The organism is Acinetobacter sp. DL27 (genome assembly GCF_055810995.1).
In genome coordinates, this window is record NZ_CM147947.1 from 598,356 (window position 1) to 612,241 (window position 13,886).

At 40.9% G+C, this 13,886-nt stretch carries 12 protein-coding genes and 1 riboswitch; of the genes, 5 read left to right on the plus strand and 7 right to left on the minus strand.

The genetic code is table 11. The annotated features are described in order from the left end of the window. The first annotated feature begins 8 nt into the window (after positions 1-8). Positions 9-695: a response regulator gene (locus AC0KVP_RS02905; protein ID WP_473338846.1), complete on the plus strand. Its 687-nt coding sequence runs from the start codon at positions 9-11 to the stop codon at positions 693-695. Between the two features lie 211 nt (positions 696-906). Then, on the plus strand, positions 907-2,262 hold the full coding sequence (locus tag AC0KVP_RS02910; RefSeq protein ID WP_473338850.1) for an amino acid permease: 1,356 nt from the start codon (positions 907-909) through the stop codon (positions 2,260-2,262). Positions 2,263-3,233: 971 nt separating this feature from the next. On the opposite strand, the gene AC0KVP_RS02915 is transcribed toward AC0KVP_RS02910, so the two are convergent. The 7 genes from AC0KVP_RS02915 to AC0KVP_RS02945 all read right to left on the minus strand — a co-directional run bounded on the left by AC0KVP_RS02915 (position 3,234) and on the right by AC0KVP_RS02945 (position 10,622). Continuing rightward, complete coding sequence (locus tag AC0KVP_RS02915) at positions 3,234-3,605, minus strand: MmcQ/YjbR family DNA-binding protein (protein WP_473338853.1); 372 nt, start codon at positions 3,603-3,605, stop codon at positions 3,234-3,236. A gap of 68 nt (positions 3,606-3,673) precedes the next feature. Further along, the gene (locus AC0KVP_RS02920; protein ID WP_473338856.1) at positions 3,674-5,119 is read right to left on the minus strand and encodes a protein adenylyltransferase SelO; all 1,446 of its coding nucleotides are present in this window, start codon (positions 5,117-5,119) and stop codon (positions 3,674-3,676) included. Between the two features lie 78 nt (positions 5,120-5,197). Beyond that, positions 5,198-5,527: a DHCW motif cupin fold protein gene (locus tag AC0KVP_RS02925; RefSeq protein ID WP_473338859.1), complete on the minus strand. Its 330-nt coding sequence runs from the start codon at positions 5,525-5,527 to the stop codon at positions 5,198-5,200. A gap of 74 nt (positions 5,528-5,601) precedes the next feature. After that, a complete protein-coding gene (locus tag AC0KVP_RS02930) occupies positions 5,602-6,768 on the minus strand; it encodes an acyl-CoA desaturase (protein WP_473338861.1) in 1,167 nt (388 codons plus the stop codon). 277 nt (positions 6,769-7,045) lie between these two features. Further along, positions 7,046-7,768 carry a glycerophosphodiester phosphodiesterase gene (locus AC0KVP_RS02935; protein ID WP_473338865.1) on the minus strand — a complete coding sequence of 241 codons (723 nt, stop codon included), beginning with the start codon at positions 7,766-7,768 and terminating at the stop codon, positions 7,046-7,048. A gap of 301 nt (positions 7,769-8,069) precedes the next feature. Next, the gene (locus AC0KVP_RS02940; protein WP_078388464.1) at positions 8,070-8,648 is read right to left on the minus strand and encodes a cob(I)yrinic acid a,c-diamide adenosyltransferase; all 579 of its coding nucleotides are present in this window, start codon (positions 8,646-8,648) and stop codon (positions 8,070-8,072) included. Between the two features lie 99 nt (positions 8,649-8,747). Further along, positions 8,748-10,622, minus strand: a complete 1,875-nt coding sequence (locus AC0KVP_RS02945) for a TonB-dependent receptor plug domain-containing protein (RefSeq protein WP_473338870.1) — start codon at positions 10,620-10,622, stop codon at positions 8,748-8,750. Positions 10,623-10,657: 35 nt separating this feature from the next. After that, a riboswitch (cobalamin riboswitch) is annotated at positions 10,658-10,864 on the minus strand. Between the two features lie 144 nt (positions 10,865-11,008). Here AC0KVP_RS02945 and AC0KVP_RS02950 point away from each other — a divergent pair. The 3 genes from AC0KVP_RS02950 to AC0KVP_RS02960 all read left to right on the plus strand — a co-directional run bounded on the left by AC0KVP_RS02950 (position 11,009) and on the right by AC0KVP_RS02960 (position 13,854). Beyond that, positions 11,009-11,650 carry a phosphoribosylanthranilate isomerase gene (locus tag AC0KVP_RS02950; protein ID WP_473338872.1) on the plus strand — a complete coding sequence of 214 codons (642 nt, stop codon included), beginning with the start codon at positions 11,009-11,011 and terminating at the stop codon, positions 11,648-11,650. Beyond that, positions 11,634-12,863: a tryptophan synthase subunit beta gene (gene trpB / locus AC0KVP_RS02955; RefSeq protein ID WP_279698817.1), complete on the plus strand. Its 1,230-nt coding sequence runs from the start codon at positions 11,634-11,636 to the stop codon at positions 12,861-12,863. Before AC0KVP_RS02950 ends, trpB begins: the two co-directional genes overlap by 17 nt. Positions 12,864-13,341: 478 nt before the next feature. After that, complete coding sequence (locus tag AC0KVP_RS02960; protein ID WP_473338876.1) at positions 13,342-13,854, plus strand: DUF1543 domain-containing protein; 513 nt, start codon at positions 13,342-13,344, stop codon at positions 13,852-13,854. The last annotated feature ends 32 nt before the right edge of the window (positions 13,855-13,886 follow it).

A 13,886-nucleotide genomic window follows, 5' to 3' on the forward strand; every position in this document is an offset into this window, starting at 1 on the left:
AAGTATGTATGAAACATATTATGCTGGTTGAAGATGAAGTAGAACTTGCACAATTGGTCCGCGATTATCTTGAAGCAGCGGGCTTTGAAGTCAGTATGTTTCACGATGGTCATGAAGCCTACGATAGCTTTACGCAGCGTAAACCGAGTCTGATGATTTTAGACTTGATGGTGCCGCGTATGGATGGCTTGACCATTTGCCGTAAAGTCCGCGAACAGTCAGATTTACCGATCATTATGGTTACCGCGCGTACGGAAGAAATCGACCGCGTGCTTGGCTTGAACATGGGGGCAGACGACTATGTGTGTAAGCCCTTTAGCCCGAAAGAATTGGTGGCGCGTGTCCAAGCCGTGTTACGCCGTTTAGAACGTAAGGCTGAGCCTGAAGATCAGTCTTTGTTCCGTATGGATAAAGCGCAGCAACGCATTTGGTATCAGCAAAAGCCTTTAAACCTAACACCGACCGAGTTTCGTTTACTGGAGTTGTTTTTAGAGCATGTGGGGCAAGTTTATTCACGTGCGCAGTTACTGGATCATATCAACCCAGACAGCTTTGAAGTGGCTGACCGTGTGATTGATAGCCATATTAAGAACTTACGTCGTAAGATTTCGGATGCTGCTGAAACAGGTAATCGTCATGAATGGGTGCAGGCAGTATATGGAGTAGGCTATCGTTTTGAATATCCTGAAGATTAATTCAGTTTTCTGAGCGATAAAAAAAGCGGATAAGCCTTGGTTTATCCGCTTTTTTTATGGGATGGACTCAAGGCGGTAATCAAAATCAACAGTTCGCTTAAATCTCTAGCTTGTGAAATGAAACTGATCAATTGGCGATTTTAAAGGACAAGACTGGTTGATCGTCTGTGCAAGCGGTACAATTCATTTTTTTATCAGATGAGCATGTGTTTTGAGCAGCGAGACGCCTAAACTTCAGCGCCGTTTAAAGAACCGCCATATTCAATTGATCGCCATGGGCGGTGCAATTGGTACAGGTCTGTTCTTAGGTTCAGCACATATTATTGAGTCTGCTGGCCCATCTATTATTTTGGGTTATATGATGGGCGGTTTGATTGCATTTTTAATTATGCGTCAGCTCGGTGAAATGATTGTGCATGAGCCAGTGACGGGTTCATTCAGCTACTTTGCCTTTAAATATTGGGGGCGGTTTTCAGGCTTTTTAACGGGCTGGAACTACTGGGTGCTGTACATCTTAGTGGTGATGACTGAGCTGACCGCGATTGGTAAGTATGTGAATTACTGGTGGCCACATATTCCTGCGTGGGTCTCGGTGCTGGTGTTTTTTGTGGTGATCACGTTGGCCAATCTCGCTAATGTCAAACTGTATGCGGAGTCTGAGTTTTGGCTGTCGATGATTAAAGTTGTGGCGATTATCGCCATGATCATCTTCGGGGTTTACCTGTTGTTGACGGCAGATGTAGGTTCAACCGCATCCGTCACTAATTTGTGGGCACATGGCGGGTTTTTCCCACATGGCTTTGAAGGCTTGTTTTATATGTTGGCCTTTATGATGTTTGCCTTTGGCGGCATCGAGCTGATCAGTATGGCGGCTGCGGAAACCGAAGATCCTGAAAAGAACATTCCAAAAGCCGTCAATCAAACGGTGATTCGGGTTTTCCTGTTCTATATTTGCTCGCTGGCGATTCTTTTGTCTTTAGTGCCTTGGAATCAATTGGATTTGGGTGGTTTAGATAAAAGTCCATTCGTGCTTATTTTTAAGCAAATGGGCATTGATTGGGCAGCGCATTTACTGAATTTTATTATTCTGACTGCATCGGTTTCTGTTTGTAATAGTGGGATGTATGCCAATAGTCGCATGCTATTAGGTCTGGCAGAACAAGGCAATGCCCCACAAGTTTTTAAGCAGGTGAATCGACAAGGGACACCGATTGCGGCGGTTTTATTTTCAGCATTACTGATTTTTGGGTGTGTGCTGTTGAATTACTTTTTGCCTGAAAAAGCGCTCAGTTATCTGATTTATATTGTGGTCAGTGCGGCTGTGCTGAATTGGATGATGATCAGTTTGATCCATCTTAAATTTAGACAGAGTATGAAAAAGCAGGGCATTCAAACTAAGTTTCCAGCGTTATTTGCACCGTTTAGCAATTATTTTGTTTTAGTATTTATGCTGATGATTTTATATATCATGTGGAATCAAGGTTTTATGCTTTCCGTGTTGATGCTTCCTGTTTGGATTCTCGTGTTATTTGTTTTATTTAAAACATTGAAGACGAAAAAGAGCTAAAGCGCAGGTGATGATGTTAAAAAAGGACTCACTATGAGTCCTTTTTTATTGGGCTTTTGATCATTGAGGGTTCTGATTCATGGGTAAGTTATAAGCATTTTAAATAATGTTTTAGTTTGTCTTTTGCTATGCAGAGGGTCTATCAGTCTGTATTCAAATCAGCGAAGCATTCTGCTAGCCCTATGTATGTCACTTAGGGTTGGACTATAAGATAGCGTCCAAACTTTTCGACAATACATTCAAATAAGCAACTGAATATGAAAATGACTAAGACTTTACTGATTCTCAGTCTGTCTTTGTACGAGTTCAGCATGGCTTTCTGATTAACTTGGATGGAGAGTGAGCGACTTGCATACTCCATCTTTTCAGATTGGTCTGTGTAGATAATTAAATAGGCAAAATTGAGAAAAGAGTGGTTGTATTTCCGACAGATTGAAGCAGTGGGCTATAAAGTTGGTTTTAAATCACGCAAAAATTTATTTTAAGGAGTCAGGTTTAGCTTCGGTTATCCTGAAAACTATCCACAATTTCTGCGGATAATTTTGGGGGTAAGTCTAATTAAGCTTATTTTTCCATGTACGTTTTGGCTTACAACTATTCAAGTCGATTGCGTCTAGGTCAGTCCCAAGATTTTTTATATGATGCAGTCATAGAGAACGGGAAGTTCCAAAACATAAAACAAAAATGATAAGTTCAACACTAGGATGTGAGGTACAACAGGAGTTATACCTAGCTAACCAATACGAAAAAGCCCGACAGGATGTCGGGCTTTTTTTATCATCTATAAATGTCTCATTTCGCTTTTCTTTTCAAAATTTGGGTTCCAAATGGGCAATACGTAGAAAACGTTGAAAAACTGTTTAGCCGAGACAATATACCTTCAAATCCATGACCTGTTTGATGCAGTGATAGGGTTGCGCTTTAGAACATGTAATAGGCGTAATTAAAAATCTTTTTCATTCAATACATATTTAGGTGATGGCTTTAAGCGCAGCGATTCGCTGTCTTTGTAGTTTATTCAGCTTGGATACCACGAGTTCATAAGAGCTATGTACTAGATCAATGACTAAATCCGAATCTAAGTTTTCATGCTCATAAATTGAAATCCAATGCTTTTTATTCATATGCCAACCTGCATGAATATACGGATAAATATCACGTAACATCGCGCCGTGGTCAGGCGTAACTTTTAAGTTACTTAAAGCTGCCCCACTTAAAGATGAATTGAGCAAAAACATTTTATTCATGACTTTATAGACATCACAGCCTTCACCAAAGGGCTGACTGCACATCACTTCTGGCAGGGCAAGTGCAGCTTTTGCAGCAATAAGGTGTAAGGACATGTTGATCATCACTCTAGTGGAAAGCCTTGTGGATATTGTTTAATTTATCCACAGTTTAAGCCAAATGCTTAAGAGGAACAACTCACCATCACCTCAGGAACATCCGTTGGCAAAGGTGCTAAATCTTCCGCTTTCTCTAGTGCTACATTTCGTTCAAACGGGTGGCTAAGCAGGTCAAATAAGCGTTCGACTTCTGAGAAATCATTCCGTTCAGCCAGCTCAATCGCTTTTTGTGCCATGTGATTGCGTAGGATATAAACAGGATTGGCTTGTTGCATGGCTGCATTGAGTTCTGCTGTGTCTTGATTTGCACGAATTTGTTCATATTGCGCGAGGAAACTTTCAAATTGACGACGGTCAAGGCAGTCATCTTTAATCGTTTCATATTGTTGATTCTGTAAACGCGTAAAGCTTTGTGTGTAGTCGAGCTGTTCGGTTTGTAGAATCCGTAAGAAGGTCATGGCACAGTCAAAACTTTCAGTATGAAAATGAGGTAAGCCCATTTTCTGACTTAAACTCAGTTTGTAGTGCTCCAAGAACGTGGGTTCATAGTGTTCTAGGCAAGTGGCAAGGTCTTGCTTCCATTGTTCTTTGTCATAGTCTTGCGGACAAAGCGGAATGAGGTTATTCAACCATGTCCATAAGTTCCAGTGTCCAATGCTCGGCTGCTGCTGATAGGTATAGCGGCCTTGGTAGTCGGAGTGATTGTTAATCCAATTCGGACGGAAGCGTTCCATAAAACCATAAGGACCAAAATCGAGGGTTGAACCTGTAATGTTTAAATTATCAGTATTCATCACTCCATGTGCAAAGCCGACCAGTTGCCATTTGGCAACCATTACCGCAGTCCGTTGAATTACTTGGGTTGCAAATGCCAAAACAGGTTGTTCCGCATCTAAACACTCGGGGTAATGCCATGCGATGCATTCTTGGGTGAATTCGCCGAGTAAATCAGGTTGATACTGGTTGATCCACTCAAAATGCCCCAAGCGAATATGACAGTCCGATGTACGTAACATCATGGCACCGAGTTCCAATTTTTCTCGCTGCACGCCTTGAGCCGATGAGGTAAAGCCAACAGCATTACTTGATGCGACACCTAAACTATTCAGCGCATGTCCAGCCAAATACTCACGAATGACGGAGCGAAGTACCGCACGACCATCTCCCATTCGAGAATAAGGAGTAGAACCTGCACCCTTTAAATGCAGGTCAATGGTTTGCCCATGTTGATCGAGGATTTGTGCGATCAATAAACCCCGACCATCACCGAGCTGTCCTGCCCACTGACCAAATTGATGCCCAGCATAGACCATTGCCAATGGTTCAAATTCACTAAAGGTTTTTTGTCCGCTACAAATCTCTACCCAAGACTGTTTGTCGGCTTCAGACCATTGCAACTGTTCTGCTAAAGCAGCATTGAAATGACCTGCTTTTGCGCCTTTCAGTGGCAGGGGCTGTTGATGGTGATAAAGTTTTGACGGAAGGAGAGAATAGCGTGAATTGAACTGCATAGTGAAGGATCACAAGGGATAAGCCATGACCCCATCAATATAGCAAAGTTTTAGTGTTAAGACATATATCCAACTGTTTTAGTCAACTATAAACAGTTTAGCACCTTTTGAGGTGGACGAGCGATGGGCTTCAGCTTGATCTGCAACTTGGTAACTCATGCCAGCTGTGAGGGTAAAAGTTCGACCATCATCTAGTTCGGTGTGTAGTTCGCCTTCTAAGCACAACAGAATATGCCCTTTAGAACACCAGTGGTCGGCCAAATAGTTCTCAGAATACTCCACCATACGCACGCGAATCGCGTCAAATTGCTGAGTACGCCATAGGGCATGACCCTGATCACCTGTATGGCGGGTGGTTGGTATCTCGGCCCAGTTGGTAATACCGAAAGGAATATTGTTAATATCCATGCTGTTATCCTTTATGAACTGCTAAAAAAAGCCCCTTGCGGAGCTTTCTTTTGAAATGGTAAATCAGAGATCAATTATTGTGAAACAGGCGCTTTTTTAATGCTACGCATCAAGGTGGTCAAGGTTTGACGGTGATGACCTAGACGCTGTTCGACTAACTGAAACTCAATTTTGAGCTTTTCATCCATTTGATGGATTTTTTCAGCCACTGCTGTTTTCTTGGCTTGAATTTCTTGTTCTTTCAATTTTGCCCAGTCATTCAAGGTTTGGGTGAATGCATCATACTCTTGCGCAATACGAGCTTTCGCCGAGCTGATGTCATCATTGACATTGAGACCATGAACTTCTAAGTCTTGTTCTGCGTATTTAAACTTCATCGCAAGTTCAGCTTTTTTAATATTAAAGCTCGGAATACGACGTAAGTTTTTAGCTAAACCAAGTTTTGAGCATGACCAAATCAACCATTTAGTTGGGTCATACTGCCACCATTTCACCCCGTTACGATAGTCGTATTGGAAAATGTGGTGGTAGTTATGATAACCCTCACCCCAAGTGGCAATAGCTAACCAGAAGTTGTCACGTGCGGTATTTTCGTCTGTATATGGACGTTTGCCCCACATGTGGCATAAAGAGTTAATGAAGAACGTGACGTGGTGGCTGAGAATTAAACGCATTAATCCGCCCAACAATAACACGCCCCATAAGTCGCCTACAGCCCAACCAATCGGTAATAAAATACCAGTGTGGACGATGATCACTAAAGGAACATAGTATTTGTGTTGGAACATCACCAATTTATCATTCAGTAAATCGGGTGCATTTTTAAAATCAGGTTCTGCTGATGGATAGTCACGAAGCATCCACCCCATGTGCGCATACCAAAAACCATTGTTAATCGAGTAGGGATCTTTCTCGATATCATCGACATGGCGGTGGTGGGTACGGTGACCTGAACCCCAATATAAAATACTGTTTTGCACAGCAAAGGTACCCATAATCATTAAAATGATTTTTAAAGGTAAGTTTGCTTCATAAGCACGGTGTGCCCATAGACGGTGATAGCCAGCGGTAATACCTAAGCTACTAACACCCAGTAATACAAACATACTGATCCAAGCGGCTAAGCTGAAATCATGCTGAAAGGCATATAAGGGAATTGCAATCACAGCCACAATCGGAAGAAAAACCAATGCAAAAATTGCAACCCAGTTAAATGGGGCTTTGGGTAGGGGAGCATTCATCTCCAACAGCACTCCTGAAACCTTGGGAGGTATAAATGGAAGGTCAATCCATTACTTTTTGCATGGATTAAGCTACAGCATATTAGCATGAGCGAACCTTGGTTCACTAGCATTATTGTACAGATGTATTGTACTAAACAGTAACAGAATACGAATGTTTAGATATCGAAATTATCGAAGCATTTCTAGGCTTTATATTAGCAGAGCGATCAATATGAAAAATGAACATTTTCAGTGCCACTGCTCATGTAAAACTCAAGTCCATCTTTGGCATTGTTCAATGCGCATCTGCCAAATGTTGTAGCATCATTTTAGGAAAATCGGTAATTAATCCATCAATGCCGCAGTCACGTAAATGTTTGGCGCGCTCGATGTCATTCACTGTCCAAACACTAATGGCTAAATTCGCTTGTTGTGTGGCTTTTAACAAGTCATCGGTTGCGAGTTGGTTCATCCAGCCGATTTGGCAACAGTCGTATTTGAGCGCTTGTTCAATCGCAAGATGTTGAATATCGTCTTCAATCAATAAGCCACGTTTAAATGTTGAGTTTTGATTTTGGAGTGCTTGTAGGATTTTAAGATCAAAACTGGTGATGACCGCACTGTGTTCAAAGCCTCTAAGTTGCTGTGTGAGATGTTGTGTTAGTCGTTCCGCTTCAGCTTGTGTTTCTACAGCTTTGACTTCAACTTCAAGATGTTCAAAGTCCTGCATAATCTGGAGGGCTTGTCGTAGTGTTGGGGTACTTTGCTTTTCCCAGTCTAGCCAAATATGTGCTTGATTATAGCTATCGAGTTCTGTGCTGCTTAATGGGTAGAGTGCTTGGTCGATCCCAGTGGTTCGGAGCATGTTGTCATCATGCATAATGATCAGCTCATGGTCTTTGAGCTGACGAACATCAAATTCGACCGCACGTATGCCTAGATCATAAATATATTGAAAACCGCCGAGTGTATTTTCTGGGGCTTCGCCACGTGCACCACGATGTCCGATGATTCTCATATTGAACCTGAGCTATATACGTCTTTTGAGTGATTGTAGCGCTAAAAATATCTGATTGGGATAGATTCTAAGGTAGAGATATCAGATATGCGTAAATGTGATTCGTAATGGTTTGAGGTAGGACTGAATTTGAATGAAATGTTTATATTCACGATAAGTGATGGTATTTGACGAGTTTTACGCTTGGAAAAATGGTTTTGATTGCTTTGCCCAAAAGAAAAGTAACATCAAAAAGTCTTGCAGTGAATTGATCACTGCAAGACTCCGAAAAGATCTATTTCGTTCTAAAACTTAGAAACGTTTAAATAGTTTCATTAATATTTTTTTGCCAAAGTACTTCCGAGCCACCTTCAGCACGCTGTAAAGCACGCGATGCGACAAAAAGCCAATCCGATAAGCGGTTGAGCAACTGTAGTGCGGTGCTTTGAATATTTTGATCACGCGTGTGCACTGACATTAAGCTACGTTCAGCTCGGCGACATACCGCGCGTGCTTGGTGTGCATAGCTACATGCTAAAGAACCCGAAGGTAAGATAAATTCTTTCAGCATGGGTAAGTCTTCATTCATACGGTCAATTTCTTGTTCAAGAAACTCAATACAAACAGGTTGAAGCAAGTGATAGTTGGGAATACAGACTTCACCGCCTAAGTCGAAAAGCCAATGCTGAATCAGGCTTAAGCTTTTATCCCATGTTGCTTTGTCCGTGATTTGACTTGCGGTAATTTGAGCACGAAGTACGCCAATTGTTGAATTAAGTTCATCCACATCACCAAGTGCGGTAATTCTTAGATCATCTTTAGTCACACGTGATCCATCGCCCAGACCTGTGGTGCCTGAGTCGCCAGTACGGGTATAAATTTTACTTAAACGGTGGCCCATAATTTGTCCTGCCTAAAGAATGAAAAAAAGGATAATGTCGGTCAAAACATTATCCATAAACTGCGCTGTTTTTAAATTTTTTTGAGTCTTTACGTTAAATTAATAACGGAAAGTGACTCCTACAGAGGCTTGACGTCCCCCGTTAACATACCAACCATCGCCAAAGTTATCAGCTGTTCTATATTCTACATCGCCCATATTTTCAATATTGCTAAACACTTTAATATTAGGATTGATATTCCAGTACATGTTTAAATCAACGGTTGCATAACCAGGAGCTTTAACTTTATTGGCAGTATCTGCATAAATATCTGATCGTGCAATAAGTGAAGCACTGATTCCGTAAATCGAATTCTCAAGTCCAGTCGTTAAAGTGAAAGTTTGTTTAGGCTTATATGCAATTCTCAGATCAGTCTTTTTATCTTTTGAATCAACATAAGCGTATTCTGTGTTTAGGAATAGGTCATCTTTTTTCCATTTAAGACCTAGCTCACCACCATTGATTTCAGCTTTATCTATGTTGATATAAGTTGAGTTCGGGCTTGAGTATTTATAGCTGATTAAATTTTTTATTTCAGTATGGTAAGCAGATAAAAAGGCATTTAGGTTTTGCCCAATTCTTTGATCTACACCAATTTCATAGGAAATACTTTCTTCTGGTTTGAGATCAGGATTACCATAGGTATTTCCATAGGACTTTTCTGAAAAATAATAGAGTTCTGTAAGGGATGGGGCTTTAAAAGCTGATCCGATATTGGCATAAATACTTGTTTCGGGTAATACTTGATAACGAACAGCTCCTTGACCGATTGTATGTGTACCGAATAGTTCATTATCTTCAGTACGAACACCAACCTGAGTATTTAGCTTATCTGTCTTATACTGATGTTGAACATAATAACCGGTAGAATCGATACTTTGTTTTTTATCTTTTACATCATTACTTTTAAAATCTGATTTTAGATAAGTTACACCTGCGAGTAAATTATTCTTAGAGTCTATATTCCAGTTTAAGTTTAGATCACCTTCATTGTTTTCTGTATCAAAGTGGTTTGGATCACTATCTTTTACTTGTTGGTTATCAATAAAGTTTGAATAACGTGCAGATAATGTAAGATTTTCAGCAAAACCATATTGAATGCTTGAATTAATCAGACGGTTCTCAAATATACGCTCTGCATTATTTTTGATAGTCATGTAATTGTAGAATTGACTCAGCCCTTCATTTTGACTGATTGACAGGTCAGTTTTAATATTCTTTTTATTGTCGTAACCTACTTTCGCACTATAACCTTTCTGATCATAAGCGGCTTTTTGATCTTTGCTTTGATTATCTAGAACTCGTGTTCCATCACTTTCTAAGCGCTGTCCTCTAATTTGTGCATAAAAACCATCTTGAATGAGGTCAGCTCCTGCAATAGATTTATAGGTATTATTTTCCCCATAGATACCTGTAATAAAACTGCTATTTTTTGTTGGAGTTGAGGTTATCATTTGAGCCACTCCACCAATTGCCTCTGTTCCATATTGTACAGAGGCTGGACCTTTAAGAATTTCTATCTGTTCAAGATCAGATGAATCAAGAAATGATGGATAAATTGCAGCAAGGTGGTTTTGGCTATTTAGACGAGCGCCATCTTTCAATATGAGAGTGTGATTTGGTCTAGTTCCACGAATTGAGATTTCCGTGATCTGACCTATTCCGCCACTTTGTTTGACAAAAACAGACGGATCACGTTGAATTAAATCTGATAAGTTGAGAGCTGGATTTTTTTCGATTTCACTTTTTGAAATCACAGTAATACGTGCTGGTACGTCTTTAATCTTTTCTTCAGAACGGGTTGCAGTGACCACCAATGTTTCTAAAGATGCATTTACAACATTAGAACTGTCTTGTGCAGATACAGACGTAGAGAAACCCATCGCAATAGCGATTGCGCCCACTAAAGCTGTAGGCTGACATAAATTTGACATGCTGGCTCCATACATTCACCCCCCGTGAATGATTGAGTTAAATGGCGCAACAAGCAGGTCTCCGGACTTAAATATAAATATTGCGAACAATATTGGTATATCCATCTTCCCACACGAGTGCAGTGATGTAAGTGCAAATACTTATAAAGATATACGTTTCGTTTTACCGTTGCGGGGGCAGTGTTGGACTCTCACCAACTTCCCTAAAGCATAGTGCTTAGACTTATTGCATTTGAGCGAAGTATAAGGTTTGTATGCGAATTAAACAATCTATGTAAAGATTTTTTCAGGATGAACTTTACGCAAGGTGAAAAAATTGCATTACAATGATTTGCCCTGTTATTTATAGATCAGCTATAAATAGGGTTGAGCCAGAGTCATAACCTATGCGAACCCGTGCCAAAATTTGTGGAATTACCCGTAGCCAAGATATTCAAGCTGTGGTCAATGCTGGGGCTGATGCGATTGGTTTTGTATTTTTCCCGCCTAGTCCACGTCATGTCAGTGCAGCTCAAGCTAAAGAATTGATTCGACATGTGCCTGCCTATGTGCAAACTGTTGGGCTTTTTGTGAATGCAACTGCGGATGACATTGCCGATGTGTTAAAACTAGTAGCGCTGGATATCATTCAGTTTCATGGTGATGAAACACCAAAAGACTGTCAGGCAATTGCTGCACAAGTAGGACGTCGTTGGTATAAAGCCATTCAAGTGAAACCTGAAATGGATGTGGTGGCAGAAGTTCAACGCTTTCAACAGGCAGGGGCAAGCGCAGTGCTCTTAGATGCATGGCATCCTGAACTGAAAGGGGGAACAGGACACAGTTTTGACTGGTCACAATTCCCCAAACTGGATATTCCTTTAATTTTAGCTGGTGGTTTAACCCCAACTAATGTTGAAGACGCTATAAAGACGACTGGGGCTTATGCTGTAGATGTCAGCGGAGGCGTCGAATCCGCTAAAGGTATAAAAGACCAACAACTTATAGAAAACTTCATGCAAGGAGTCCATCGTGGATCAGCAAAGTAATGTGATTGACTATACCCAATACCCAGATGCAAAAGGGCATTTCGGTATCCATGGCGGACGTTTTGTGTCAGAAACTCTAATGGCAGCATTAGAAGACTTAGAAAAGCTCTATTTCCGTATGAAGGATGATGAGCAGTTTCTGGCAGAATTCGACCGTGACCTCGCCTACTATGTAGGTCGTCCTAGTCCTTTATATTATGCTGAGCGATGGTCGAAAGAGTTGGGTGGTGCGCAAATTTATTTAAAACGTGAAGACCTCAATCATACGGGTTCGCACAAAGTGAATAACACCATTGGTCAGGCTTTACTGGCAAAACTGTCAGGTAAAAAACGAATTATTGCTGAAACAGGTGCAGGGCAGCATGGCGTTGCAACGGCTACGATCGCAGCACGTTTAGGTCTTGAATGTGTCGTTTTCATGGGCGCAGAAGACGTAAAACGTCAAGCCATGAACGTCTATCGTATGCGTTTGTTGGGTGCAACCGTTGTGCCTGTGGAAAGTGGCTCTAAAACATTGAAAGATGCCATGAACGAAGCGATGCGTGATTGGGTCACCAATGTTGATTCAACTTATTATGTGATTGGTACGGTTGCAGGCCCACATCCTTATCCACAATTGGTTCGTGATTTCCAATCGATTATTGGTCGTGAAGCACGTAAACAAATTCAAGAGCAAGCAGGGCGTTTACCTGATGCTTTGGTGGCATGTGTCGGTGGTGGTTCAAATGCAATGGGCTTGTTCTATCCATTCTTAAATGACCCAGATGTAAAAATGTACGGCGTTGAAGCCGCGGGTTATGGCATTGAAACAGGTAAACATTCTGCTCCATTAAATGCAGGTCATGTTGGGGTTTTACACGGTAACCGTACTTATTTGATGTCGGATGAACAAGGTCAAATCATTGAAACACATTCGATTTCAGCAGGTTTGGATTATCCAGGTGTAGGCCCTGAACATAGCTTCTTGAAAGATATGCATCGTGTTGAATATGTGCCGATCAATGACAACGAAGCTCTACAAGGTTTCCGTGATTTAACCCATATTGAAGGGATTATTCCTGCACTGGAAAGTTCTCATGCCATGGCGTATGTCACTAAACTTGCGCCAACGATGTCAAAAGATCAAATTATTATTGCGACGGTTTCAGGTCGTGGTGATAAGGACTTAATGACTGTGGCACGTATTGATGGTGTGGAAATGGTTGAGATGTAATTTTCCTCTGGTGTGAAGCTTCTCTCTGTGGAGAAGGTTATACAATATGAAAATCGTGCTGAAGTAATTCAGCACGATTTTTTTGAAATAGAAGGTTATCAAAAACATGAATAAGGGAAGGCAACATGGCTGTCTGCTCAACAAGATGGTTTTGTTACTTTTTCCGAAACCAAAGTAAGATATTTCCTACTAATGAAAACTTTGGTCAAATTTATCTTAATGGTCATGTAACGTTATCTGCATTTTGACGGAGTCTTACTGCTTACACCTCAAATGTAAAGAGTTCATAATGTTACTTTGAATAAGCCCAAAGTAACCAAAGGCATTGTCATTCGCAAAACTCGTCCTATACTTTCATGTGATTAATGTCGTTGCGAAAACATTTCTCTCGAAGTGTGGTCTACCTCGAACAATTGCGAATGACGTTTCAGTGAGTCGCATGTTAGCTGTAAAAATGTCTCAAAAGAAAGGAAATAGAATGCCCAGCCTATTTATTGTCATGCTCGGTGGCCGTCATGCCCGCGCCAATACAGAAGTTCATGATGTGGTTTTAGCCGCTGGTGATTCGCTTGAAGATGTTTATCCGCAACTTAAAAATGCGTGGTTTGGTGAACAAAAAGGCTTACATATTGATGCTTGGGCGCAAGTGAATGGCATTGAATGTCGAGGAAAAAAATACCAAATACAGTTTAGTGATGCCCAACCCCAAGCAGAGGATGAAAAACTGTGGCTCATAAATTTAGGTGGCTATGACACACGTGAATTTGGTGAATTACATCGTTATGTACTCGTCGTTGCTCCGCATGCCACAGAAGCCAAACAACTTGGCAAACAACATTTTGATCAAACGTGGCAAAAGCAACATACTGACCGTGTTTTAGATGTCGATGACTGTATCTCGATTGATTGTGTATATGGGCGTTATGTGACTTTGGTTGAAGCTGAGTTTGATGTAAATACATGGGAAAATACATATCTCATGTTAAATTAAGTTTGAATCATTCCTAATTTTTTTTAAGTGAT

Excerpts from the sequence above, each read along its gene's own strand:
- AC0KVP_RS02905 (WP_473338846.1), top strand. The coding sequence starts at position 9 with ATGAAACATATTATGCTGGTTGAAGATGAAGTAGAACTTGCACAATTG.
- AC0KVP_RS02915 (WP_473338853.1), bottom strand. The coding sequence starts at position 3,605 with ATGTCCTTACACCTTATTGCTGCAAAAGCTGCACTTGCCCTGCCAGAA.
- AC0KVP_RS02920 (WP_473338856.1), bottom strand. The coding sequence starts at position 5,119 with ATGCAGTTCAATTCACGCTATTCTCTCCTTCCGTCAAAACTTTATCAC.
- AC0KVP_RS02925 (WP_473338859.1), bottom strand. The coding sequence starts at position 5,527 with ATGGATATTAACAATATTCCTTTCGGTATTACCAACTGGGCCGAGATA.
- AC0KVP_RS02930 (WP_473338861.1), bottom strand. The coding sequence starts at position 6,768 with ATGAATGCTCCCCTACCCAAAGCCCCATTTAACTGGGTTGCAATTTTT.
- AC0KVP_RS02935 (WP_473338865.1), bottom strand. The coding sequence starts at position 7,768 with ATGAGAATCATCGGACATCGTGGTGCACGTGGCGAAGCCCCAGAAAAT.
- AC0KVP_RS02940 (WP_078388464.1), bottom strand. The coding sequence starts at position 8,648 with ATGGGCCACCGTTTAAGTAAAATTTATACCCGTACTGGCGACTCAGGC.
- AC0KVP_RS02945 (WP_473338870.1), bottom strand. The coding sequence starts at position 10,622 with ATGTCAAATTTATGTCAGCCTACAGCTTTAGTGGGCGCAATCGCTATT.
- AC0KVP_RS02950 (WP_473338872.1), top strand. The coding sequence starts at position 11,009 with ATGCGAACCCGTGCCAAAATTTGTGGAATTACCCGTAGCCAAGATATT.
- AC0KVP_RS02960 (WP_473338876.1), top strand. The coding sequence starts at position 13,342 with ATGCCCAGCCTATTTATTGTCATGCTCGGTGGCCGTCATGCCCGCGCC.